Origin of the sequence: Burkholderia sp. MSMB1589WGS (assembly GCF_001636105.1) — a bacterium.
In the GTDB taxonomy this organism is placed as follows: domain Bacteria; phylum Pseudomonadota; class Gammaproteobacteria; order Burkholderiales; family Burkholderiaceae; genus Burkholderia; species Burkholderia humptydooensis.
Window position 1 is genome coordinate 1,080,756 of record NZ_LNJT01000006.1, and the last position, 20,439, is coordinate 1,101,194.

A 20,439-nucleotide genomic window follows, 5' to 3' on the forward strand; every position below is an offset into this window, starting at 1 on the left:
ACAGCGCAATCATCTGTGGATTCTTCCGCGCGCCGCCCAGAAAAAAGCGGAGGGCAATGCCCTCCGCTTCATCGGGTGCCGTGCGCGACGCGAATTCGTCGCGCCGACGCATCACGCCTGCGATGCGTCGCCGTCCTGCGGCGCGGCCGTGTTGTCGCCGTCGGCCACCTCGTCGTCCTTCTTCTTCTCGACGAGATTCTCGAGCGCCTCGGCGCCCTTGAAGCCCGCGACCGCGGCCGCGGCCTTCGTCAGCAGACCGGCGTCCGGATCGACCTTCTCCGCTGCCTCGACGGCCGCCACTGCGCCCGCAATCTCACCTACCGTATTCAGGATTCCCATCGCAATCACCGTTTGGGTTGAACGTGAGCGAGCATGATTGCACGGACATTCATGCAGCGCCGCGTTTGTCACATTCGGTAGCACCGGTTACTTCGGCGCGACCGCTCACGAGCCGGCGCGCAAGACGCCGGCGAATGCGCGCGCCGGCGCACGACAGCGAACCGGAACGCATGCGCGGCGCACGATCGGCGACGATCGCGCTTCGATGCCGCGCGCGAAGCAGCTTAGCTCACTGCCGTCCGCGCAACTGTCAAACTATGTCGGATAATTTTCAGGCGGCTTTCATTCGAAGGATTCCTTGGTTTTTCCGCATGCACCGCAGCGCGCGACGCGCATCGCGCGCGCGTTTGCGTTCATTCGCTCGCGCCCGACGCGCCCGCCGCCGCGACGGCCACATCGTTGGTCTTGCTGCTCACTTCGTCGTCGTCCGTCCTCGTGCACGCGGCAAGCAGCAACACCGCCGTCATCATCGATGCAGCCCATGCGTAACGCTTCATCCTGTCGCTCCCATCGGAACCGAATCGTCGGAAAACGGCCGCTGCGCGCCGAACGGCCGCACGCACCGGCTACCTGAAAAACGCCATCTGCACGACCTTCACGATCACGAGCCCGACCGCGAGCACCAGATAGCCGCGCAGCACGCCCATCCAGATGCGCGTCGACAGCGTGATTCGCGGCGCCGGCAGCGCGTCGAGCGGCGGCATCCGCCACGTGTCGCGGCCGCTGCGGTCGATGCCCGCGCCGGCCGCGACGTTCGCGCCGCCGACGCGCTTGCGCACCACGAGCGTCGCCGCGAGCCCGGCCACCGCGAGCAGCGTGCCGCCCGCGAGCACCTCGAGCATCGTCTCGCCGCTCATGTCCGGATACATCACGGAAGCCGTCAGGATAATCGACAACATCACGAGCACCCAGATCACCGCGCCCGTGAACAGATTCAATTTCGTCGAGTTGACCCACGGGCCAAGCACGGCCCGGTCATTGCACAGCAGCAGCAGGAACACCGTCGCGCTCGGCAGCAGCACGCCCGCGAGCGTCTGCACCGCTTCCGTCAGCAGGCCGAGCGGGCTGCCCGGCATCAGCACGAGCGCGGCCGCCGCGGCGACGATCCCGAAGTAGACGAGATAGAAGCCCTTCGCATCCGACACGCCGCGATGCAGCGAGTGATGGATCTTGAACACGTCGCCGATCGCGTACGCGGTCGCAAGCGACACGGCCGCCGCGCCGATGATGCACGCGTCGAGCAGCGCGATCGCGAAGAGCGTCGCGCTCGTGTGGCCCGCGTACTTCGCAAGGCCGGCGATCACGCCGCCCGCGTCGGTGAAGCCGCCCGCCTCCGGGCGGCCCGCGTAGAGCGCCGCGCAGAACGAGATCATCGCGATCGCGCCGATCATCACGAACACGATGCCGATCCACAGATCCGCTTTCTCGTACTTCATGAAGCGCGGCGTGATCCGCTTGTCGATCACGTAGCTCTGCTGAAAGAACAACTGCCACGGCGCGACCGTCGTGCCGACGATGCCGATCACGAGCAGCATCACGTCGGAGAGCTTCGCGTGCGCGGGCCAGGCCGGCACGAACAGGTCCCGCGTCATCTGATGCACGGGCGGATGGATCGACACGAGCACCGGCACGAGCAGCAAGCTCAGCACGCACAGCACCACCGCGAAGCGCTCGAAGCGGCGGAAGTCGCCCGTGCTGACGGCCGCCATCGTGAGCGCCGCCGCGATGCACACGCCCGCGACCTTCGACACGCCGAAGAAATCGAGCACGAACGTGATGCCGATGAACTCGGTGACGATCGTCAGCGCGTTCAGGATGAAGAGGTCGATCACGCTGAACGCGCCCCAGAACTTGCCGAAGCGCTCGAAGATGAGGCGCGCGTGGCCGACGCCCGTCACGGCGCCGAGGCGCAGCACCATCTCCTGGTTCACGAACAGCACGGGCACGAGCAGCAGCAGCGTCCACAGCAGCGACGTGCCGTAGTTCTGCCCCGCCTGCGTATAGGTGCCGAACGCGCCGGCGTCGTTGTCGCCGACCATCACGATGAGACCCGGCCCGAGGATCGCGAGCAGCGTGCGCACGCGCGCCCACCAGCCGCTGCGCGGCGCCGTGTCGTGGTGCGCGATCGTGCCGAACGCACCCTTGATATCGCCCAGGTGCGCCTGATCGAGGACCGCGCCGCGCTCGAGCGCGATGGGCGGCGAGATATCGGTTGGCGTGGACATGTGTTTTCTCCCTATGCGTATGGTTGTCGTCGAAACGCCGCATCGGCATGCGTAAGCGCGCCGCTGGTCTCAGGAAATCAGGGTTTTCAGGCGCCGCCAGAACGAGGCGAATGCCGGCTTGCCGGCGGCTTCGAGCGACAGCATCGCGTCGTAGTGGACGCGCGATTCAGCGACGTGCGGCAGTTGCGACAGAAGCAGACCGAATTGCATGATGATTCTCCGGGCGCGGGTTCTCGCGCATGGCGGGAAGCCGCGTGCCCGAACGTCATGCGCGCGATGCGCTTATCGATCGAGCCCTACGCGCTTCCCTTGATGATCGAAATCGAAAAGATCCAGGGTGCGGCATATGGGATGACTGTCACTGTCCGGCATGTCGGCTCCTTGTCTGAAGGTCGGGGCACTGCGAGCACGCATGCACGACGAACGCGCACGCGAACACGCACGCTCGACGCCGCCGTCATGCCAAGCATGCGGCAGCGCCAAGCGAACGCGCGCCGCGAACCGGCGTTCGCGGCGAGTGCCGGATGGGCGCGCGAAAACGCAGCGCTCATGCGGCGCGAATCAAGGGTGCACGGGGAAGCGGTACTGCGAACTGCGACGCGCACCGTCTGCCTGATCGGCTGGACGGCGGCGAATGAATGGGCGCGGACGTCTTGCCGTTCAGGCGGAGAAACTGCTCGAAAGTCGACTACTGCAAGTGTCCAAGGCGGATGCCCCATTTGTGGAGATGGCGGGATTCTAGGTAGGCGGCGAACCTAAAGTCAATGACGTTCGTCGGCTTCACGAAAAAAAATTTCCGCGCTTGCGGCACTGTAAGTTTTTACGCAATGAAACCGTGCCCGTTGCTTTCAATCGCCGAGGGACGGAGCCGGATCGAAAGCCGGAACGCGCACCGTGCGGCGCTTGCCGCGCGCACGCGCCGATTTCGCCGGATGTTGACCGATCCGGCATCTTTATTCGTTTTTTTCTTGCGCGCCCACGTACGGCACGCATACAATCCGCCGCGGTTCATCACAGAAGGAGAGTCCCTCGTGGACACGTCCCCCAGTAGTTGCAGTCCGACGCCGGTCGAAGCCGGCAATGCAATCGCGCGCTAGCCGCCTGGTCCTCCTTCGCCGCTAGCTCGCATTGGTCGAGTTAGCGCGCTTCATCGCCGGCGGCCTCCGTCCGCACGCACGCAGCACGCTTCCTCTGTTCAGGTCTCGTCGCAAGCCCCCCTCCGGCGCGCAAGCGATGTGTTACGTCGTCCGGCGCAAGCCGGAGCGGACGGGAGCGAAGTCATGCTTGTTCAGTTTTTCAAGGCTAAGCTCGGGCGCTACGCCCATTTCGCGAGCCGCCGGATCGTCATATCGGCGATCTCGCCGCTCGCGCATGCGGCGAACGCATCGAGCAACGGCGCGCTGCCAGGCGCGAGGCTGATCGTCCGGCCAATCAGTTGCGCGATCGTCGGCGCCATCGCGGGGGCTGTCGCGATCGTCGCGCTGCTGTCCGCCTCGGGCGGCCGCGCCAGCCTGAATCAGGCGATGCGCGTTAGCTGGTGGTCCTCCTGAGCACCCGGCAAGCCCGACGGTCAGCCGTGCCCGGCGGGCAACCTCAAGCGGCGAGCGGGCGAGGATGTCGCCCGCATTCATCCAGGCAACGATTCGTCATGAAGAAAACCATCCGTCACATGCTCGTCAAATCCGGCATCGTTTCCGGCCTGCCGTTGCTGCTGTCGCTCGGCGTCTCGCACCCCGCGCTCGCGCAAGCCGCGGCCGCGGACGGCGCGCAGACGCCATCCGCCGCGCAGGCCGCCGATGCCGCCGCCACGCCCGCCCCCACCGGCTTCTGGGAACGCTCGAACCTGTTCGGCGACATGGGCGGCCTGCGCAGCAAGCTCGGCGATCACGGGATCACGCTGAATCTGCAGGAAACGAGCGAGTACCTGCGCAACCTGTCGGGCGGCACGAGCCGCGGCGGCGCATACGACGGTCTCACGCAATTCGGCTTCAGCGTCGACACCGAAAAAGCGATCGGGCTGCCCGGCGGCACGTTCAACGTGTCGGGTCTGCAGATTCACGGCACGAGCCTCACGTCGCGCAACCTGCAGTTGCTGCAGACGGCGAGCGGCATCGAGGCCGAAGGGACGACGCGCTTGTGGGAGCTGTGGTATCAGCAGTCGTTCGCGAACGGCCGCGCCGACGTGAAGATCGGCCAGCAAAGCCTCGACCAGGAATTCATGGTGAGCCAGTACGCGAGCACGTTCATCGACGCGACGTTCGGCTGGCCCGTGCTGCCCGCCGTCGACATGCCGGCGGGCGGCCCCGCGTATCCGCTGTCGTCGCTCGGCGTGCGGCTGCGCGCGAAGCCATCCGACGCTTGGACGGTGATGGCGGGCGTGTTCGACGGCAATCCGGCAGGCGGCGTGGGCGACGCGCAACAGCTCAATCGGCACGGCACGAATTTCAACCTGCGCAACGGCGCGCTCCTCATCGGCGAGCTCCAGTACGCGCTCAACGCGCCGCCCGCCGATCCAAAGGCGCCGCAGGCGGGACTGCCCGGCATGTACAAGCTCGGCGTCTGGTACAACTCCGAGCGCTTCGCCGATCCGCGCTACGACACGAACGGCGTGCCCCTCGCCGATCCGGCAAGCAACGGCATCGCGGCGACGCATCGCGGCAACTACGGCTTCTACGCGGTCGCGGACCAGATGGTGTGGCGGCCGAGCGCGGACAGCCCGCGCTCGCTGAACGTGTTCGCGCGCGTGATGGGCGCGCCCGGCGATCGCAACGCGGTCGATTTCACGCTGAACGCGGGCGTCACGCTGAAGGCGCCGTTCGCCGGACGCGACAACGACACGGCGGGGCTCGCCGTCAGCTACGCGAAAATCGGCTCGCACGCGCGCGGCGCCGACGGCGACGCCGGCGTGTTCCAGACGCCCGGCTATCCGGTGCGCCGCGCGGAAACGCTGATCGAGGCGACTTATCAGTATCAGGTGACGCCGTGGTGGCAGTTGCAGGCGGACTTCCAGTACGCATTCCGGCCGGGCGGCGGCATCCCGAACCCGAACGAGCCGGGCTCGCGCATCGGCAACGAGGCGATCGTCGGCGTGCGCACGACGATCACGTTCTGATCCGCTTCGCTTGCCACGCCAGGCACGCCTTTCACGCGTTTCATTCTTCCGCCGCGTGCGTGTCGCTCACGACGGCACCGCGCCTGCGCGCATCGCCCGCGCGCCGTCAAATCGCCGGGAGCCTGTTCACGCCGGGAACGGGCGCTAAACCGATTTGTCACCATAGTGCCATCAGAAAGTCGGCTCCGTGCATTACCGTGATTCATTCGGCCGCACACCAACGCCGCTTCGCGTAGTAACTTAAGCGTTGCGGCGCGCGACCGGACACGGCATGCCGGACCGGTCGCGCGCCGCGCGCGAGCGCCGGCCCGGCGCCTCCCGACGAGAGTCGCATTCACGCGGAGCCATCAGCTTGTTCTGTCTCGATCTCGCCGCACGCCGCCACGCTCGCACGACCGATCGCGCGGCAGCCGTTCGTCCGCGCCGCCGCACGCCGAAGGCCGCGCGATGAAAGCGCTCGCGTGGCTCGCCGGCACCGTCTGCGCGCTGCTCGCGGCCGAGCTGGTCTCGTTCGGCGACATCGGCCGCTTCGTCGCGCTGCTCGCCGACTTGCTCGCTGCGCTGTGCGCGATCGCGGCCGCATTCGGCTGCGCGTACACACTCGTCGCGGCCGCGCTCACGCACCGCTTCTTCGCGCGTGCGCCGCGCGAGCCGCGCGAGTGCCCGCCGGTGACGATCGTCAAGCCGCTGCACGGCACCGAGCGAACTCTGTTCGCGAATCTCGCGAGCTTTTGCGAGCAGCGCTACGACGGCCCGATCCAGTTCCTGTTCGGCGTGCACGATCGCGACGATCCCGCGCTGCGCGCCGTCGATGCATTGCGCGACGCGTTTCCCGGCGCGCACGTGACGATCGTCGCCGACGCCCGCCTGTACGGCCCGAACCGCAAGATCGCGAACCTCGTCAACATGCTGCCCGCCGCCGTGCACGACGTGCTGATCTTCGCGGACAGCGACGTGAGCGTCGGCCCCGACTACGTGCGGCACATCGTCGGCGAGCTCGGCGAACCGGACGTCGGGCTCGTCACCTGCGTCTATCGCGGCCGCCCGGACCCAGGTTTCTGGCCGCGCGTCGAGGCGCTCGTCACCAATCATCAGTTCCTGCCGGGCGTCGTGACGGGCCTCGCGCTGAAGCTCGCGCGACCATGCTTCGGCCAGACGATCGCGATGCGCCGCGCGATGCTCGACGCGATCGGCGGCCTCGCGCAGTTCGCGCATCATCTCGCCGAGGATCACGCGATCGGCGAAGCCGTGCGCGCGCGCGGCGCGCGCGTCGTCGTGCCGCCGTTCGCGGTCGAGCACGGCTGCGTCGAGACGCGCGTCGCGCAGCTCGCCGAGCATGAATTGCGCTGGAGCCGCACGATCCGCGCGGTCGATCCGCTCGGCCACCTCGGCTCGCTGCTCACGCATCCGCTCGCGCTCGCGCTGCTCGCCGGCGTGCTGTCGAGCGGCGCGGCGTGGGCGTGGCCGCTCGTGCCCGTCTCGCTCGCCGCGCGCGTCGCCGCGAAGTGCATCGTCGATCGCGCGACGCTGCGGCCGGTGCGCGATCTGTGGCTGCTGCCGCTCGCGGACCTGATCGCATTCGGCATCTTCGTCGCGAGCTTCTCGTCGTCGCGCGTGATCTGGCGCGGCTTCAGCTTCGACGTCGACCGCGACGGCCGCCTGTGCCCCGCGCCGGAAAAACGCCCGAATGCCTGATCGGCGTCACGCATCGAACACGTTTTTCTTCGTCATGCCAAACGAACTTACGCAATCACGAAGCAATGCGCGCGACGCGCGCAACCGACGATTGATGCAGCATGCGGGGCGCATTGCAGCGCTCGCGGGGCTCGCGGTCTCGCTCTGGCTCGTCGCGCGCGACAATCCGCGCGCGGTGCTGGATCTGCTGCGCGCGGCGGGGATCGGCCTCGTCTTCGCCGCCGCGTCACATCTGCTGCCGATGCTCGCGAACGCGAAGGACTGGCAAACGCTGATCGCGCCGCCGGATCGGCCGAGCCTGCGCGCGATGCTGCGACTCGTGTGGATTCGCGAATCGGTCAACGGGCTGCTGCCCGTTGCGCGCATCGGCGGCGAGTTCGCATCGTTCCGCTTGTTGCGCGCGCATGGCCTGACGGCACCCGCCACGGTCGCGAGCCTCGTGTCGGACATGCAGCTCACACTGATCAGCCAGGCGCTTTTCGCGCTCGCGGGCGTCGGCTATCTGCTCGTGCACGCGACGTCGGACACCGCGCGCGTCGCCGGCATGTTCGCGTGGGGGCTCGCCGCGCTCGCGCCGCTCCTGATCCTGTTCGCGCTCGTTCAGCACGCGAAGCCGTTCGAGCGCGCGATGCATGCGCTCAATCGCGTCGCGGGCGGTCAGCTCGCATCGCTCGTCGAACGCTCCGCGCAGATCGACGAAGCGCTGAAGGCCGTCTGGCGGCGGCGCGGCACCGTCGTGCGCTATCTGTTCTTCTGGCAGCCGCTGCAACACCTCGCGACATCGCTCGAAATCTGGCTCGCGCTGCATTTTCTCGGCGCGCCCGTTTCGATCGTCGACGCGCTCGTGATCGAAGCGCTGATCCAGGCGCTCAGCAGCGTCGCGTTCTTCGTGCCGGGCGGGCTCGGCGTGCAGGAAGGCGGCTTCGTGCTGATTGGCGGCGCGCTCGGGCTCGACCCGGCGACGTCGCTCGGGCTCGCGGGCGCGCGACGCATCCGCGATCTGCTGATCTTCGTGCCCGGCCTGTTCGCGTGGCAGCACGCGGAAAGCACGGTCGCGGCGAACAGTTCGTGAGCGATCGGCGCACTGCGTCGTGATTCGTGCGATTCGTGCGATTCGTGCGATTCGCGCGGTTCGCCGTCACGCCATTTTCAATTTCCACCTGCATGATCGGATCGGGCCGGACGGCTCGTCACGCGGCGCAATAATCGAAGCAATTGACGCCGCACTCGAACCGCCACGACGCGAGGCCCTCGCTCACGATACGGTAACGCTTCCCCGTTGCGATGATTTCTTGTAACGTTTGCAAGCCGTTGGTGGAGACGAGAACTGCGGAATCGCGACGGGAAACCGGCTGCGGTCCGCAACGAATACAAAAGACACAACAAAAGGAGAGGGCATGCGATGGCAATACCCCGTTGCGGCCGCGCTCGCGATCGCCGCATTCGTGTGGGCCTGCGCGCGAATCGTGTCGACCGATGCGGCGCCCGCCGCCACGCCGGCCGAGCAAACAAAATCACCCGCGCCCGCAGCGCTCGCGAGCGCATTCGCCGTCGCATCGGCGGCGGCGCCGCACGGCGCGCCGCCACCGCTACCCCCTCGCGTCATCGAATACATCGCGCATGAATACGCGGATTCGGCCGTCACGCGCGAAGCGCTCACGCAGATCGCATACGGCTGGAGCCAGGCGGTCAACGACGTCCACGATCCGGGCGACGCCAAGACGGCCGGCGACGCGATCGCGAAAGGCATCGCATGCGCGCTGAGCGCGCGCGTGCTCGCGAAGGCGGGCGTCGACCAGCAGACGATGCTCGACCGGATCAAGAGCACGCGCGCGATCATGCTCGACACCGAAGCCGACACGCTCGCGTACATCCGCTTCCAGTCGCTCGCGGGCGGCCAGTTCTTCGACGATCCCGGCCCCGCATCGTGCGGCTTCAACCCGACGTCCATGCCGAATTGAGTTCACCGACGCCGTAGCGCTTCAACCACCATCCGAGGGGACTTTCGATGAAAAAGTTAGTGACGCTGACGATTGCCGGCGCGCTCGTCGCGCTGCCCTGTTCTATGCACCTGAACGCCGCGCATGCGGCGACGGTCACGCCAGCCGCAGCGGCCTCGCCCGGCTCCGCGATCGTGTTCGTCAACGGCATCAACAATACGTTCGACGATGCGGTCGCGAGCCTGCAAGTGCTGAAGAACCAGTTGAACGCGCGCGACGCGAACAACGCATACGTGTACGGCAACGCATATAACGCGACGCAAGGCACGTTCAGCGACCTGTGGCAGGTGTTCAAGCAGAAATCGGTCGAAGGCGCGAGCCCGGCGGACTTCTGGCGCGCGATCGACGGCGGCGCGATTCCCGCGGGCGGCATGGACGCGGCACTGCAACAGAAATACATCGACATCCTGACGAAGAGCGAGACTCCCGAGCTGCCCGATCACCTGAACCAGTACCGCACGTATCTGCAGCAGAACCGCAAGGTCGTGCTCGTCGGCCACTCGCAGGGCACGCTGTACGCGAACTTCGAGATGAATCTGCTGATCACGGGGCCGGAGCGCGCACAAGGCAAGATCAGCTCGGTGAACGTCGGCAACGCGGCGCGCTATCTGCTGCCGGGCTCGAGCTATCTGACGTCGTCGTCGGACACGGTGATCGGCAGCCTCGGCCTCGTGCAGACGGTGATGCCGTCGAACTTCTCGCTCGGCCTGCATCTGCTCACCGATCCGCTCGGCCATTCGTTCACGAAGATCTACCTGAACCCGTCGTTCGCGGCGGCCGGGCAGATCCTCACGCAAGTGTCGCAGCAGGCGAACAGCGCGACGAAGGCTGCCATGCGCTGAGGCAGCGCTGCCGCCACGAGAAAGGCCCGCTTTTGCGCGGGCCTTCCACGGACGCCGAGCGACGCCGAAACGCTCAGAAGATGTTGCGCAGACCGATCGCGACGCCCGTCTGGTTGCTGCGGCCCGGCATCTCGACCGTCGCCGCGCCGTTCACCTTGTTGAAATCGACGGTGCCGTAGATCTCGGTGCGCTTCGACAGCGCATATTCGACGAGGCCGACGACCGTATAGCGATTGCCGCTGTCGAGCTGGCCGTTCGCGATCGTCGCGTTGCGCATCCGGTCGTAGTAGAACGCGCCCGTCAGCGTGAGCGCGGGCGTCGCCTGCCAGCTCACGCCGGCGAACGGACCGTCGTCGATCCGGCCGGTGCGCTTCGGCGCGCCGTTCGCGAAGAGGCCGGGCTGCTGCGCGAGCACTGTGTCGACGAAGCCGGTGTCATCCTTCGAATGCAGGTAGCCCGCGTAGATCTTCGCCTTGCTGAACGCGTAGACGACGTTCGCGTGATAGATCGTCTGCTTGCGGTTCGAGTTGTCGCTGTTCTGCTGCACGCCCGCCGCGACGCTGACCGGCCCGGCGACGTACGACAGCGAGAAGCCGTACATGTTGCCCGCGCCCATGTGGCCCGGAAGCTGGCCGGAAAAGCCGCCCGCGCCCGTCGACGTCGAGTCGGTGCCGAACGAGTACATCGCGCCGATCGTCAGGCCGCCGAACGTGCCGCGATACTTGACCGAGTTGTCCGCGTACAGGCCCGCGCCGAGCGCGACGGGCAGCCACGCGTTTTCCAGATAGTTGCCGACCGTCAGCGGATCGTACGTGTCGCTCAGCAGATCGAACAGCACCGTCTTCTGGCGGCCGAGCGTCACGGTGCCGTACTGGCTCGTCAGGCCGACGTATGCGGCGCGATTGAAGATGCGCTTGCTGTCCGAGAACGAGCCGTCCTGCAGATTGACGCCGCTCTCGAGATTGAAGACCGCCTTCAGGCCGCCGCCCAGGTCTTCGCTGCCGTGCAGGCCGATGCGGCTATTGGTGATCGCGCCGTTCGTCATGAAAAAGCGGCCGTCGTTCTGCGCATTCGAGTTGCTCAGGTAACGCAGGCTCACGTCCGCGACGCCCCAGAGCGTCACCGAGCTTTGCGCCATCGCCTGCTGGCCTGCGATCGCCAGCATTGCTCCTCCTACCAGTCCCGCGATCTTGGTGGTTTGCTTCATAAGCTTTCCTTTGTGAATTGTCTCCGTCTCTTCTCCGGCCACGGCCGCGGCCGCGGCCGGCTCGCCGCGCGCGGCGAGCCCACGAATCATATGACGATGTAAGGTCTGTAAAAAAATAAACGCCGCGAGAATCGCGGCGTTGTCGTGGTGATGCAACGGTGGGCGCTTGCCGAATGGATCGGCGAGTTTCATCACCCGCTCCCGGCCGTGGCGTTCGGCGCGGCGGCGAGCGCGCGATGCCTCCTCTATCGCTCGGCGCGTTCGGCGGATGCGCCACGCGGCGCGTCGCGCGCGACGGATTCGTCCTTCGGGACGCCGCCGCCCGCATCGCGGCGCGCGCGCCGCACGATCTCGGCGAACGCCGCAACGAGCAGCAGCACCGCGCCCCACAGCGCGCCGTCGCCGACGATCCGCGTGACGAAGCCGCCCGCCACCGCGCCCATGAGAAAGCACAGGCTGATCACGGCGAGCAGACCGGAATCGTGCAGCGCGAGCGCGTCGTAACGCGGAATCAGCCCGGCGAACAGCAACTGCGCGGAACGCCTCAGGTTGCCCGTCGTCATCACCGACGTGTACGACAGATTCTCGAGATGCGTGAACGACAGCGTCTGCAACGTCGCGACGAACGAAATGCCCGGAATCAGCCACGCGCTCGACATCGCGGGCCAGCCGGCCGACGCGAACGCGAGAAAGCCGATCTCGACGATCAGGCTGATGAACGCGGCGTGCCGGATCCAGCCCTTCTGCGCGGCGAGGCCGAGCGTGTGCGCGACGAACACCGCGATCACGAAGCCCGCGAGCGGCGGCACGTGATGCAGCGCCTGCGCCCACTCGCCCGCCGCCGCATTGATCCCGAGCAGCGCGACGTTGCCCGTCATCGTGTTCGCGAACACGTGGCCGTGGCCGACGTATGTGTATGCGTCGAGATAGCCGCCCGACAGCGTGAGCAGCGATGCGACCGTCAGGTTGCGGCTGGCGGCGTCGGGATTCATCGTCCGTCGCGCGCCGCTCAGACCTTCTTCAGATAGCACGCCTTCAGCATGAAGTTGCCGGCGTCCATCTTGCAGTCGACTTCGTGATCGCCGCCGACGAGACGGATGCTCTTCACCTTCGTGCCCATCTTCAGCGTGATCGACGAACCCTTCACCTTCAGGTCCTTGATCAGCACGACCGAGTCGCCGTCGGCGAGCACGTTGCCGTTCGCGTCCTTCACGACGGCGGCCGCGTCGTCATCGGCGGCGCTCGCGTCGCCGGCGATCGGCCATTCGTGCCCGCAGTCCGCGCAAATATACTGTTCGCCGTCCGGATACGTGTTTTCCATTGCGCATTGAGGGCAGGCGGGAAGTGTCGACATGGTGTTGCAGCCTTGTTTGCAATTGAACGAATGCATGAAAGTATACTCGCCCGCACGCACGCGCCGACCACGCCCGGCGATCCGTCTCCCGATTCACTGCATCCGCCCTGCCATGAAAGCCGTCAAGTTCTTCCTGCGCTATACCCTCGTGCCGTTCATCGCGATCGTGCTCGTCGTCGTGTGGGCGTTCAATCGCGAATCGGACGAAATCGATGCGCGCCAGTACGCGGCGCTCGTCGCCGCCTATCCGGGCTTCACGCCGGACCTTCAGGACGAAGTGAATCGCGCGATGCGCGACGGCAAGCTCGCGAAGTCCGATTACGCGTCGATCGTCCGCGATTCGCTCAACCACGGCTATGTGCTCGACTGGTCGTCGACGAACGTCGATCTGAACGCCGAGCGCGGCAAGCTCCTCGGCCTCGTGAAAAGCGGCGCGCGCACGCCGGGCTGACGCCTCCCGTGAAGCGCCCGGCTCCCGCGCGCGGAGCCGGGATTCGCGGATGGCTGCGCTCGCGCACCGCCCCAGGGCGCGTCTACGCGAAAAATCCGCCGGCGAGCCCGGCGAGCGCGCCGCCCGCGAGCAGCCACAGCGGATGCACGCGCGTCCGGTACGCGAGCGCCGCGACCGCCGCGGTGATCCCCCATTGCAGCGCCGAGCGGTTCGACGCCTCGGAGATCAGCATCGCGCTCGCGACGACGAGGCCCGCGGTGACGGGCATCATCCCCTGCTGCACGTAGCGCCGCCACGGCTTGTCCCTGAAGCGCTCCCACGCGTGCAGCGCGAGCATCGTTACGATCGACGACGGCCCGAACTTCGCGACCGACGATACGAGAAGGCCCGGCCAGCTCGCAACGTGCCAGCCGACGAGCGGCACGATCATCATGTTCGGCCCGGGCGCCGCCTGCGCGAGCGCGAAGAGCGCGGTGAACGCCTGCGCGCTCATCCAGTGATGCACGTCGACGACCTGCCGCTGCATCTCCGGCAGGATCGTGTTGCCGCCGCCGAACGCGAGCAGCGAAAGCTGGCCGAAGATCGCCGCGAGTGCGGCAAGCGTGCCGCTCATCGCCGCGCTCCCTGCGCGCCCGCATTCGCGCCGCGCGGCGCGCGCGACGCGAGCCAGATGCTCATGGGCGTCAGCACGAGCATCGTCGGCAGCAGCGGCGCGCGCAGCAGCGCGATCGCGACGAACGCGAGCGCCGCGACGCACGCGCCCGCGCGCATGTGGCGCAGCGGCTTCGCGACCTTCACCGCCATCGCGACCAGCAGGCCCGCCGCGGCCGCCGCGAGGCCGCCGAACAGATGGTGGACGGCCGGATTCTGCTGCGTCCTCGCATACAGCACGCCGAGCGCGATGACGACGAGCGTCGGCCCGGCGACGAGGCCGAGCAGGCCCGCGATCGCGCCCGGCACGCCGCGAAACCGCATGCCGACCGCGACCGACAGGTTGATCACGTTGCCGCCCGGCAGAAACTGGCAAAGGCCGAGCAGATCGGTGAACTCGTCGGCGCTCAGCCAGCGGCGCTCCTCGACGAGCGCGCGGCGCGCGAACGGCAGCGCGCCGCCGAACGAGATCAGCCCGAGGCCGAGAAAGCCTGCGAACAGATCGGCAACGCTCACGTCGAGCGCATGGCCGCCAGGTCCGGAACGAGATTGCATGGGAGTCCTCGTGATTTTCACGAACCGAGATTACGCCCGTTCGCCGTGGACTCCAAACGATTTTATCGGCGCGCCCTTGTGATCTAGAATCACAAGCATGGCACGCGATCTCCCACCGTTTCCGGCCCTCAGGGCCTTCGAGGCAGCAGCAAGACATGAAAGCTTCAGCGCCGCGGGCGAGGAGCTGCATGTGACCCACGGTGCCATCAGCCGGCAGATCGCCGCGTTCGAGGCGTGGCTCGGCCAGCCGGTGTTCCGCCGGCACGGCAAGCGGGTGAAGCTCACCGACGAAGGCCGCCGCTATCTCGCAACCATCGAGGCGGCGTTCGACAGCATCGCACGCGCGACCGACCAGTTGCGCGAGACGGGCACGGCGCGCGTGCTGCGGATCAACGCGCTGCCGACGTTCGCGATGAAATGGCTGCTGCCGCGGCTGTCGCGGTTTCAGCGCGAGGCGCCGAACGTCGAGCTGAAGCTGTCGACGTCGAATGCGCCGCTCGGCTCGCTCGACGGCTTCGACGTCGCGATCCGGCGCGGCCCGGGCCGCTGGCCGAACTGCACGAGCGGCCGCTTTCTCGACGAAAGCGTGATTCCCGTGTGCAGCCCGGCGCTCCTGAAGCGCACGCCGATCGCGAGCGCGGACGATCTCGCGCGCCACGTGCTGCTGCATTCGGATACGCGCCCGGACGCGTGGCGCGAATGGTTCGCCGCGGCGGGCGCGCCGATGAAGGGCCGCAAGAAGCAGTCGTTCGACCACTTCTATCTGGCTTTGCAGGCGGCCGTGGACGGTCTCGGCGTCGCGCTCGGGCCGCTGCCGCTCATTGCCGACGAGCTCGCGAGCGGCCGGCTCGTGACGCCGCTGCCGGGCCCGCGCATCGCGACGCTCAGCTATTGGTGGATCGCGCCGCGCGAGACGGCGAGCAACGCGCTCGTCGGCCGGTTCTGCGCGTGGCTCGACGCGCAGGCGCAGGCGGGCTGAACGTTCGGGCGGGTTTCGGCAGGCAGGCTCGAGGCCGGACAAACCGCGCGCGCCGATGCGCCCGACGGCGCGATCACGTTGCGGGCCGGCCGCGCCCGTGCGCTCACACCATCGGCCCCGGCTCCTTCTCCTTGCGCAGCAGCGCATAGAGGATGATCGCGCCGAACGTCGCGGTGCCGATCCCGCCGAGCGCGAAGCTGCCCAGCTTCAGCGAGAAGTCGCCCGCGCCGAGCACGAGCGTGACGGCGGCGACGATCAGATTCCGGTTGTCGGAGAAATCGACGCGGTTCACGACCCAGATCCGCGCGCCCGTCACCGCGATCAGGCCGAACACGACGATCGACACGCCGCCCAGCACCGGCCCCGGAATCGTCTGGATCACCGCGCCGAACTTCGGCGAGAAGCCGAGCGCGATCGCGATCAGCGCGGCCGCGACGAACACGAGCGTCGAGTAGATCCGCGTCACCGCCATCACGCCGATGTTCTCCGCATACGTCGTCACGCCCGTGCCGCCCAGGCTGCCCGACACGATCGTCGCCAGGCCGTCGCCGATGAACGCGCGGCCGACGTAGCGGTCGAGATTGCGGCCCGTCATCGCGCTCACCGCCTTGATGTGGCCGAGGTTCTCCGCGACGAGGATCACCGCGACGGGCGCGATCAGCAGCATCGCATGCGGATCGAACACGGGCCGATGGAACGTCGGCACGCCGAACCATGCGGCATGCGCGACCATCGAGAAATCGACCGGCTTGCCGAGCCCCATGCCGTTCGTGAGCGCCGCGTAGATCGCGTACGCGATCAGCACGCCGACGAGAATCAGCAGGCGCTGCAGCATCCCGCGCGCGAACACCGCCACGCCGCCGACGCAGAGCACCGTCACGAGCGCGAGCGTCGAATCGAAGGTCGACGCGGACACGCTCTTCACCGCGATCGGTGCGAGGTTCAGCCCGATCACGGCGACGATCGCGCCCGTGACGACGGGCGGCATCAGCGTCTCGATCCAGCGCGTGCCGATCGCGGACACGACGAGCCCGATCAGCGCATAGGCGACGCCGCTGGCGACGATCCCGCCGAGCGCGACGGGGATGTTCGGATTCGCGCCGCCGCCCGCGTAGCCCGTCACCGCGATCACGAGGCCGATGAACGCGAAGCTCGAGCCGAGATAGCTCGGCACGCGCCCGCCGACGAGCACGAAGAACAGCAGCGTGCCGATCCCGGACATCAGGATGCAGAGGTTCGGATCGAAGCCCATCAGCAGCGGCGCGAGCACGGTCGAGCCGAACATCGCGACGACGTGCTGCACGCCCATCGCGAACGTCTGCGGCCACGGCAGGCGCTCGTCGGGGGCGACGAAGCGGGCCGCGTCGTCGCGCGGCTGCGCGCGCCACCGCGGAAAATAGGAATCGGCCATCGCGGGATTCTCCTGGTTGTCTGGATTGAGGCGCGCGCGACGGCGCGTCGAGGCAAAATCACGCGCGAGTGTACGAAGCGGGAATCGCGCTGACAAGCGGCGGGCGCGCAAAAACGCCCCGCCGCGCGGGATGCGCGCGGGCAACAAACGCAAGGAACGGGTAAGGAAACGGGCGCGGGCGCGCGAGAGCGGCGGGAATCGACGACAACGGGCGGCAAGCGCCAACAACATGGCAACGGCGCGATGGCCTCGCCGAAAAAACAAAGCGGGCGGCGCGTGCCGTCCGCTTCATCGCACCGCACGAGGTCTCGGCGCAGCCAACCGCCCGCTGTTTGCGCGGCCGATTCGCGAACCGAATCGGCCGCTTACGGATTCAGATACTGGAACAGCGACAGGTTCTGCATCTGCACGAACGCCTTCTGCGCGGCGCTCAGCGAATTCTGCAGTTGCAGGAACTGGCTGATCGCGGCGGGCAGGTTCGTGTCGGTCAGGTTCGACAGGCTGTTCGTCGTTTGCAGCGAATTCGTCGTCGTCACCGCCTGCATCGCCTTCACTTCCTGCAGGCGGCCGCCCACCGACGCCTGCACGGTCAGCACGTTCGTCATCGTGTTCATCAGTTTCGTCGACGCGGTGGCCATCGTGTTCGTCAGCTCGGTCGACGCGGTCGGGTTGTTGCCGACGGGCGTCTTCAGCGCGGCGATCACCGTGTCGAGCGTCGCGAACACGTCGGTGCCCGCCTGCGGCGCGGGCGTCACCGTGAACGTGTCACCCGCGGCCGGCGTGCCCGACACCGCGACCGTCTGGCCGCCGAGATCGATCCCCTCGCCTGGCGAGTACGGCTGCGCGACCGGCGGCGTCGGCGACGTGACCGTATTGTCGGTCACCGTGTAGGTCGGCGCCGCCGCCGTGCCGCCGAACGTGATCGTGAACTGGTGCGTGTTGGTCGGATCGGACGGGTTCGTGATGCTGACCGCGCCGATCGTGCCCGTGCCCGTGTTGCTCGCGCCCGCGGCGGGCACCGGCAGGCTGCCGAGGAACGGCACCGACATGAACACGCTCGCGCCGTTGTCGCCCTGCGGGACCGTGCGCGTATCGGCAATCTGCACCGTGCGCGCGCCGTAGTCGCCCGCATACGTGACGCCGCCGCCCGGCTTGTTCGAGAACGGCTGCGTCGTCGGCTGGAAGCCCGCGAACAGGTAGTTGCCCGCGCCGTCCGCGGTGTTCGCGAGCGTGAGCAGATGGTCGCGCGAGCCCTGGATCTGCGCGGCGAGCGCCGCGCGGTCGCTGTCCGACAGCCCGCCGTCGCCCGCGTGCATGATCGCCTGGTACGCGGCGTTGAGCACGTCGTTGACGCTCGTGAGCGTCGTGTCCTCGGTCTGCAGCGCGGTCTGCACGATGGTCTGGTTCTGCGTGTACTGCGAGAGCGTCGCGGACGTCGCCGACAACTGCACCGCCTGCGCGGCCGCGATCGGATTGTCGGCGGGCGTCGTCAGGCTGACGCCGCTCGACACCTGCTGGTAGAGCTGAGCGATCTGCGCCTGCTGGTCGTTCATCATGTCGACGTTCAGGCTGTAGAGCTGAGAGCTGGAAATGCGCATCGCCGCCTACCTCGTTCAGTTGAAGAGACCGAGCACGGTCTGGAATACCGAGTTCGCCGTCTGGATCACCTTCGCGTTCGCCTGATACAACTGCTGGTACTGCATCAGGTTCGCCGCTTCCTCGTTCTGATTCACGCCCGACACCGACTGCTGCGCCTGCGTGATCTGGCCGACGAGCGCCGTCTGCGCGGCGCTCGACGCCTTCAATTGGCTCGCCGCGTTGCCGATCGCGTTCACGTAGCCCGCGTACGCGCCGGTCAGCGTCGCCGTGCCGTTGTTCATCGTCTTCGAGTTCACGAGCTGGGACAGCGCAAGCGCATTGCGCCCGTCGTTGGTGCCCTTGTTCGCGCCGATCGTGAACTGGTCGCCATCCGCGGGCGTGCCCGACAGCGATACGCTCACGCCGTTCATCACGCCCGACGGCGCCGGCTGCGTCGTGCTCGAGATCGTCATCGACGCGCCCTTCGACGGGTCGTATGGCACGGGCGTCGTCGCGCTCGTGATGTCGATCGACGTCGGCGGCGTGCCCGCGATCGTCACCGTCGTGCCGACCGGGAAGCCCGACAGCGTCTTCGACGACGCGTTGTACGTGAGCGTCGTCGTGCCGGACGGCAGTTGATAGCCCGCGCTCACCGAGCCCTGCGAGATCGCGCCCGTGCCGCTGTTCGTCGGCGCGGCCGCCGCGAGCACGGGCGACGCGGCCGCGATCGCCGAGCCGTTCGCGGTGGCGAGCGCGAAGCCTTCGAGCGCGCCGCGCGTCGGCAGCACGGTGAACGCGTCGCCCGCGTTGGGCGTGCTCGTGAGCGACAGATTCAAGCCGCCGATCGTCATCGTCGGCGGCGTGGACGTCGATGTCGCCGTGCCGACGACACTGCCCGTCGCGCGATCCGTCAGCGTGTACTTCGAGCCGTCGTACGACAGCGAATAGTCGCTCGACGGCGGCTGCGTGCCGTCCGCGATCGACGCCGTCAGCGTCGCGCCGCTGGTATTGCCCTGATTCGCATAGACGGTCGGGCTGCCGACCGTGAACAGATTGCCGCCCGGGTTGCCCGACATGTCGACGCCGAGCGCGTTCTGCGCGTTGACCTGCGACGCGAAGCTGACCGCGAGCGCGCCGAGCTGCGCCTGCGCGGGGTCCAGCGTCTGGCTGCGAAACGCGAGCAGGCCGCCCAGCGTGCCGCCCGACAGCGACGCGTCGGGCAGGTATTGCGGGCTGCCCTGCGGATTCGCGCCGGCGATGCCGTTCGACACGATCGTGAGCTCGCTCGGATCGGATTTCGATGCGACGGCGGCGAGCTGGTAGCTCGTGTTGCCGACGACGAGCGGCTGGCCGCCCGCGAGGAACACGCTGTAGCTGCCGTTGCTCTGCACGACCTGCACGCCCGCGAGCTGCGACAGATTCGACACCGCGAGATCGCGCTGGTCGAGCAGTTGGTTCGGCGGCTGCCCCTGCGAGCTCGCCGACGCGATCTGCTCGTTGAGCTGCGCGATCTGCGAGGTGTAGCTGTTGATCTGCTTGACGCTGTCGGTGAGCTGCGAGTTCACGCTCTGACGCAGTTGCGAGTATTGCTGGCTCGCGGCGACGAGCTGGCTCGCGAGCGTCTGCGCGTTGCTCATCGCGGTCTGCCGTGCGGACGGGTCCGCCGCGTTGTTCGCGACAGTCTGCAGGCCGGTGAAATAGTTCGTGATCGCGGTCGCGATGCCGGCCGTCGGGCTGCCGACGTAGTTGTTCAATTGCGCGACGAGCGTGTAGTAGGTCGACAGCGCGTTGCCCTGCGTCTGCGCGGCGTTGAGCTGGTCCGACAGATACTGGTTGTACTGCCGCTGGACCGTCACGGTCGACACGCCTTGCGGCAGATAGCCGCTGCTCGTGTACTGGCCGCTTGCCTCCGCATAGACGGGACGCTCGACGGAGTAGCCGGGCGTCGCCGCGTTGCTGATGTTCTGGCCGGTCGTGGTGAGCCCCCAGAGTGCGGCGTTCAGGCCGCTGACCCCGAGGTTCATGAGGGTATTGGACATG

General features: G+C 67.7%; 20 protein-coding genes. 8 read left to right on the plus strand and 12 right to left on the minus strand.

Going from position 1 to position 20,439, the window contains the following annotated elements:
- Positions 1-111: 111 nt before the first annotated feature.
- The 4 genes from WT16_RS07215 to WT16_RS34335 all read right to left on the minus strand — a co-directional run bounded on the left by WT16_RS07215 (position 112) and on the right by WT16_RS34335 (position 2,774).
- Complete coding sequence (locus WT16_RS07215) at positions 112-339, minus strand: hypothetical protein (RefSeq protein WP_063532981.1); 228 nt, start codon at positions 337-339, stop codon at positions 112-114.
- A gap of 353 nt (positions 340-692) precedes the next feature.
- Positions 693-836 (minus strand): hypothetical protein, encoded by a 144-nt coding sequence (locus WT16_RS34800; RefSeq protein WP_231892031.1) that lies wholly within the window; start codon positions 834-836, stop codon positions 693-695.
- Between the two features lie 69 nt (positions 837-905).
- A complete protein-coding gene (locus WT16_RS07225; RefSeq protein ID WP_063532982.1) occupies positions 906-2,564 on the minus strand; it encodes an NRAMP family divalent metal transporter in 1,659 nt (552 codons plus the stop codon).
- Between the two features lie 69 nt (positions 2,565-2,633).
- The gene (locus WT16_RS34335) at positions 2,634-2,774 is read right to left on the minus strand and encodes a hypothetical protein (protein ID WP_006024265.1); all 141 of its coding nucleotides are present in this window, start codon (positions 2,772-2,774) and stop codon (positions 2,634-2,636) included.
- 1,070 nt (positions 2,775-3,844) lie between these two features.
- On the opposite strand from WT16_RS34335, the gene WT16_RS30490 reads away from it, so the two are divergent.
- The 6 genes from WT16_RS30490 (at position 3,845) to WT16_RS07255 (ending at position 10,213) form a co-directional block, all read left to right on the plus strand.
- Positions 3,845-4,114 (plus strand): hypothetical protein, encoded by a 270-nt coding sequence (locus WT16_RS30490; protein WP_082874719.1) that lies wholly within the window; start codon positions 3,845-3,847, stop codon positions 4,112-4,114.
- A 98-nt stretch (positions 4,115-4,212) separates the two neighbouring features.
- Entirely contained in the window at positions 4,213-5,676 is a 1,464-nt protein-coding gene (locus tag WT16_RS07235) for a carbohydrate porin (RefSeq protein WP_063532983.1), read from the plus strand.
- A gap of 447 nt (positions 5,677-6,123) precedes the next feature.
- A complete protein-coding gene (gene hpnI, locus WT16_RS07240; protein WP_015601420.1) occupies positions 6,124-7,371 on the plus strand; it encodes a bacteriohopanetetrol glucosamine biosynthesis glycosyltransferase HpnI in 1,248 nt (415 codons plus the stop codon).
- A gap of 91 nt (positions 7,372-7,462) precedes the next feature.
- Positions 7,463-8,443, plus strand: a complete 981-nt coding sequence (locus WT16_RS07245; protein WP_197417878.1) for a lysylphosphatidylglycerol synthase domain-containing protein — start codon at positions 7,463-7,465, stop codon at positions 8,441-8,443.
- A 325-nt stretch (positions 8,444-8,768) separates the two neighbouring features.
- Positions 8,769-9,332 (plus strand): hypothetical protein, encoded by a 564-nt coding sequence (locus tag WT16_RS07250; RefSeq protein ID WP_006024256.1) that lies wholly within the window; start codon positions 8,769-8,771, stop codon positions 9,330-9,332.
- Between the two features lie 59 nt (positions 9,333-9,391).
- A complete protein-coding gene (locus WT16_RS07255; protein WP_006024255.1) occupies positions 9,392-10,213 on the plus strand; it encodes a hypothetical protein in 822 nt (273 codons plus the stop codon).
- A gap of 73 nt (positions 10,214-10,286) precedes the next feature.
- On the opposite strand, the gene WT16_RS07260 is transcribed toward WT16_RS07255, so the two are convergent.
- The 3 genes from WT16_RS07260 to WT16_RS07270 all read right to left on the minus strand — a co-directional run bounded on the left by WT16_RS07260 (position 10,287) and on the right by WT16_RS07270 (position 12,774).
- Positions 10,287-11,420 carry a porin gene (locus WT16_RS07260; RefSeq protein WP_015601566.1) on the minus strand — a complete coding sequence of 378 codons (1,134 nt, stop codon included), beginning with the start codon at positions 11,418-11,420 and terminating at the stop codon, positions 10,287-10,289.
- A gap of 245 nt (positions 11,421-11,665) precedes the next feature.
- Positions 11,666-12,412 (minus strand): YoaK family protein, encoded by a 747-nt coding sequence (locus WT16_RS07265; RefSeq protein ID WP_063532984.1) that lies wholly within the window; start codon positions 12,410-12,412, stop codon positions 11,666-11,668.
- Positions 12,413-12,429: 17 nt separating this feature from the next.
- Positions 12,430-12,774: a zinc ribbon domain-containing protein YjdM gene (locus WT16_RS07270; RefSeq protein ID WP_059930547.1), complete on the minus strand. Its 345-nt coding sequence runs from the start codon at positions 12,772-12,774 to the stop codon at positions 12,430-12,432.
- Positions 12,775-12,886: 112 nt separating this feature from the next.
- On the opposite strand from WT16_RS07270, the gene WT16_RS07275 reads away from it, so the two are divergent.
- Positions 12,887-13,225 (plus strand): hypothetical protein, encoded by a 339-nt coding sequence (locus tag WT16_RS07275; protein WP_006024251.1) that lies wholly within the window; start codon positions 12,887-12,889, stop codon positions 13,223-13,225.
- 82 nt (positions 13,226-13,307) lie between these two features.
- Here the strand turns inward: WT16_RS07275 and WT16_RS07280 are convergent, their stop codons facing one another.
- Complete coding sequence (locus WT16_RS07280) at positions 13,308-13,838, minus strand: chromate transporter (RefSeq protein WP_059930550.1); 531 nt, start codon at positions 13,836-13,838, stop codon at positions 13,308-13,310.
- Positions 13,835-14,431 (minus strand): chromate transporter, encoded by a 597-nt coding sequence (locus tag WT16_RS07285; protein ID WP_063532985.1) that lies wholly within the window; start codon positions 14,429-14,431, stop codon positions 13,835-13,837. Before WT16_RS07285 ends, WT16_RS07280 begins: the two co-directional genes overlap by 4 nt.
- 97 nt (positions 14,432-14,528) lie before the next feature.
- Between WT16_RS07285 and WT16_RS07290 the strand changes: the two genes are divergently transcribed.
- On the plus strand, positions 14,529-15,410 hold the full coding sequence (locus WT16_RS07290) for a transcriptional regulator GcvA (protein ID WP_009911076.1): 882 nt from the start codon (positions 14,529-14,531) through the stop codon (positions 15,408-15,410).
- A 103-nt stretch (positions 15,411-15,513) separates the two neighbouring features.
- On the opposite strand, the gene WT16_RS07295 is transcribed toward WT16_RS07290, so the two are convergent.
- The 3 genes from WT16_RS07295 to flgK form a co-directional block, all read right to left on the minus strand.
- Positions 15,514-16,821 carry a solute carrier family 23 protein gene (locus tag WT16_RS07295; protein WP_015600634.1) on the minus strand — a complete coding sequence of 436 codons (1,308 nt, stop codon included), beginning with the start codon at positions 16,819-16,821 and terminating at the stop codon, positions 15,514-15,516.
- A gap of 365 nt (positions 16,822-17,186) precedes the next feature.
- Positions 17,187-18,419, minus strand: a complete 1,233-nt coding sequence (gene flgL, locus WT16_RS07300) for a flagellar hook-associated protein FlgL (protein ID WP_063532986.1) — start codon at positions 18,417-18,419, stop codon at positions 17,187-17,189.
- Positions 18,420-18,434: 15 nt separating this feature from the next.
- Complete coding sequence (gene flgK / locus WT16_RS07305) at positions 18,435-20,438, minus strand: flagellar hook-associated protein FlgK (protein WP_015601449.1); 2,004 nt, start codon at positions 20,436-20,438, stop codon at positions 18,435-18,437.
- Position 20,439 lies beyond the last annotated feature (1 nt).

What these genes read in the sequence shown, in the direction of transcription:
- WT16_RS07215 (WP_063532981.1), bottom strand. Translation starts at nt 339, where the DNA reads ATGGGAATCCTGAATACGGTAGGTGAGATTGCGGGCGCAGTGGCGGCC.
- WT16_RS34800 (WP_231892031.1), bottom strand. Translation starts at nt 836, where the DNA reads ATGAAGCGTTACGCATGGGCTGCATCGATGATGACGGCGGTGTTGCTG.
- WT16_RS07225 (WP_063532982.1), bottom strand. Translation starts at nt 2,564, where the DNA reads ATGTCCACGCCAACCGATATCTCGCCGCCCATCGCGCTCGAGCGCGGC.
- WT16_RS34335 (WP_006024265.1), bottom strand. Translation starts at nt 2,774, where the DNA reads ATGCAATTCGGTCTGCTTCTGTCGCAACTGCCGCACGTCGCTGAATCG.
- WT16_RS30490 (WP_082874719.1), top strand. Translation starts at nt 3,845, where the DNA reads ATGCTTGTTCAGTTTTTCAAGGCTAAGCTCGGGCGCTACGCCCATTTC.
- WT16_RS07235 (WP_063532983.1), top strand. Translation starts at nt 4,213, where the DNA reads ATGAAGAAAACCATCCGTCACATGCTCGTCAAATCCGGCATCGTTTCC.
- hpnI (WP_015601420.1), top strand. Translation starts at nt 6,124, where the DNA reads ATGAAAGCGCTCGCGTGGCTCGCCGGCACCGTCTGCGCGCTGCTCGCG.
- WT16_RS07250 (WP_006024256.1), top strand. Translation starts at nt 8,769, where the DNA reads ATGCGATGGCAATACCCCGTTGCGGCCGCGCTCGCGATCGCCGCATTC.
- WT16_RS07260 (WP_015601566.1), bottom strand. Translation starts at nt 11,420, where the DNA reads ATGAAGCAAACCACCAAGATCGCGGGACTGGTAGGAGGAGCAATGCTG.
- WT16_RS07265 (WP_063532984.1), bottom strand. Translation starts at nt 12,412, where the DNA reads ATGAATCCCGACGCCGCCAGCCGCAACCTGACGGTCGCATCGCTGCTC.
- WT16_RS07270 (WP_059930547.1), bottom strand. Translation starts at nt 12,774, where the DNA reads ATGTCGACACTTCCCGCCTGCCCTCAATGCGCAATGGAAAACACGTAT.
- WT16_RS07275 (WP_006024251.1), top strand. Translation starts at nt 12,887, where the DNA reads ATGAAAGCCGTCAAGTTCTTCCTGCGCTATACCCTCGTGCCGTTCATC.
- WT16_RS07280 (WP_059930550.1), bottom strand. Translation starts at nt 13,838, where the DNA reads ATGAGCGGCACGCTTGCCGCACTCGCGGCGATCTTCGGCCAGCTTTCG.
- WT16_RS07285 (WP_063532985.1), bottom strand. Translation starts at nt 14,431, where the DNA reads ATGCAATCTCGTTCCGGACCTGGCGGCCATGCGCTCGACGTGAGCGTT.
- WT16_RS07290 (WP_009911076.1), top strand. Translation starts at nt 14,529, where the DNA reads ATGGCACGCGATCTCCCACCGTTTCCGGCCCTCAGGGCCTTCGAGGCA.
- WT16_RS07295 (WP_015600634.1), bottom strand. Translation starts at nt 16,821, where the DNA reads ATGGCCGATTCCTATTTTCCGCGGTGGCGCGCGCAGCCGCGCGACGAC.
- flgL (WP_063532986.1), bottom strand. Translation starts at nt 18,419, where the DNA reads ATGCGCATTTCCAGCTCTCAGCTCTACAGCCTGAACGTCGACATGATG.
- flgK (WP_015601449.1), bottom strand. Translation starts at nt 20,438, where the DNA reads ATGTCCAATACCCTCATGAACCTCGGGGTCAGCGGCCTGAACGCCGCA.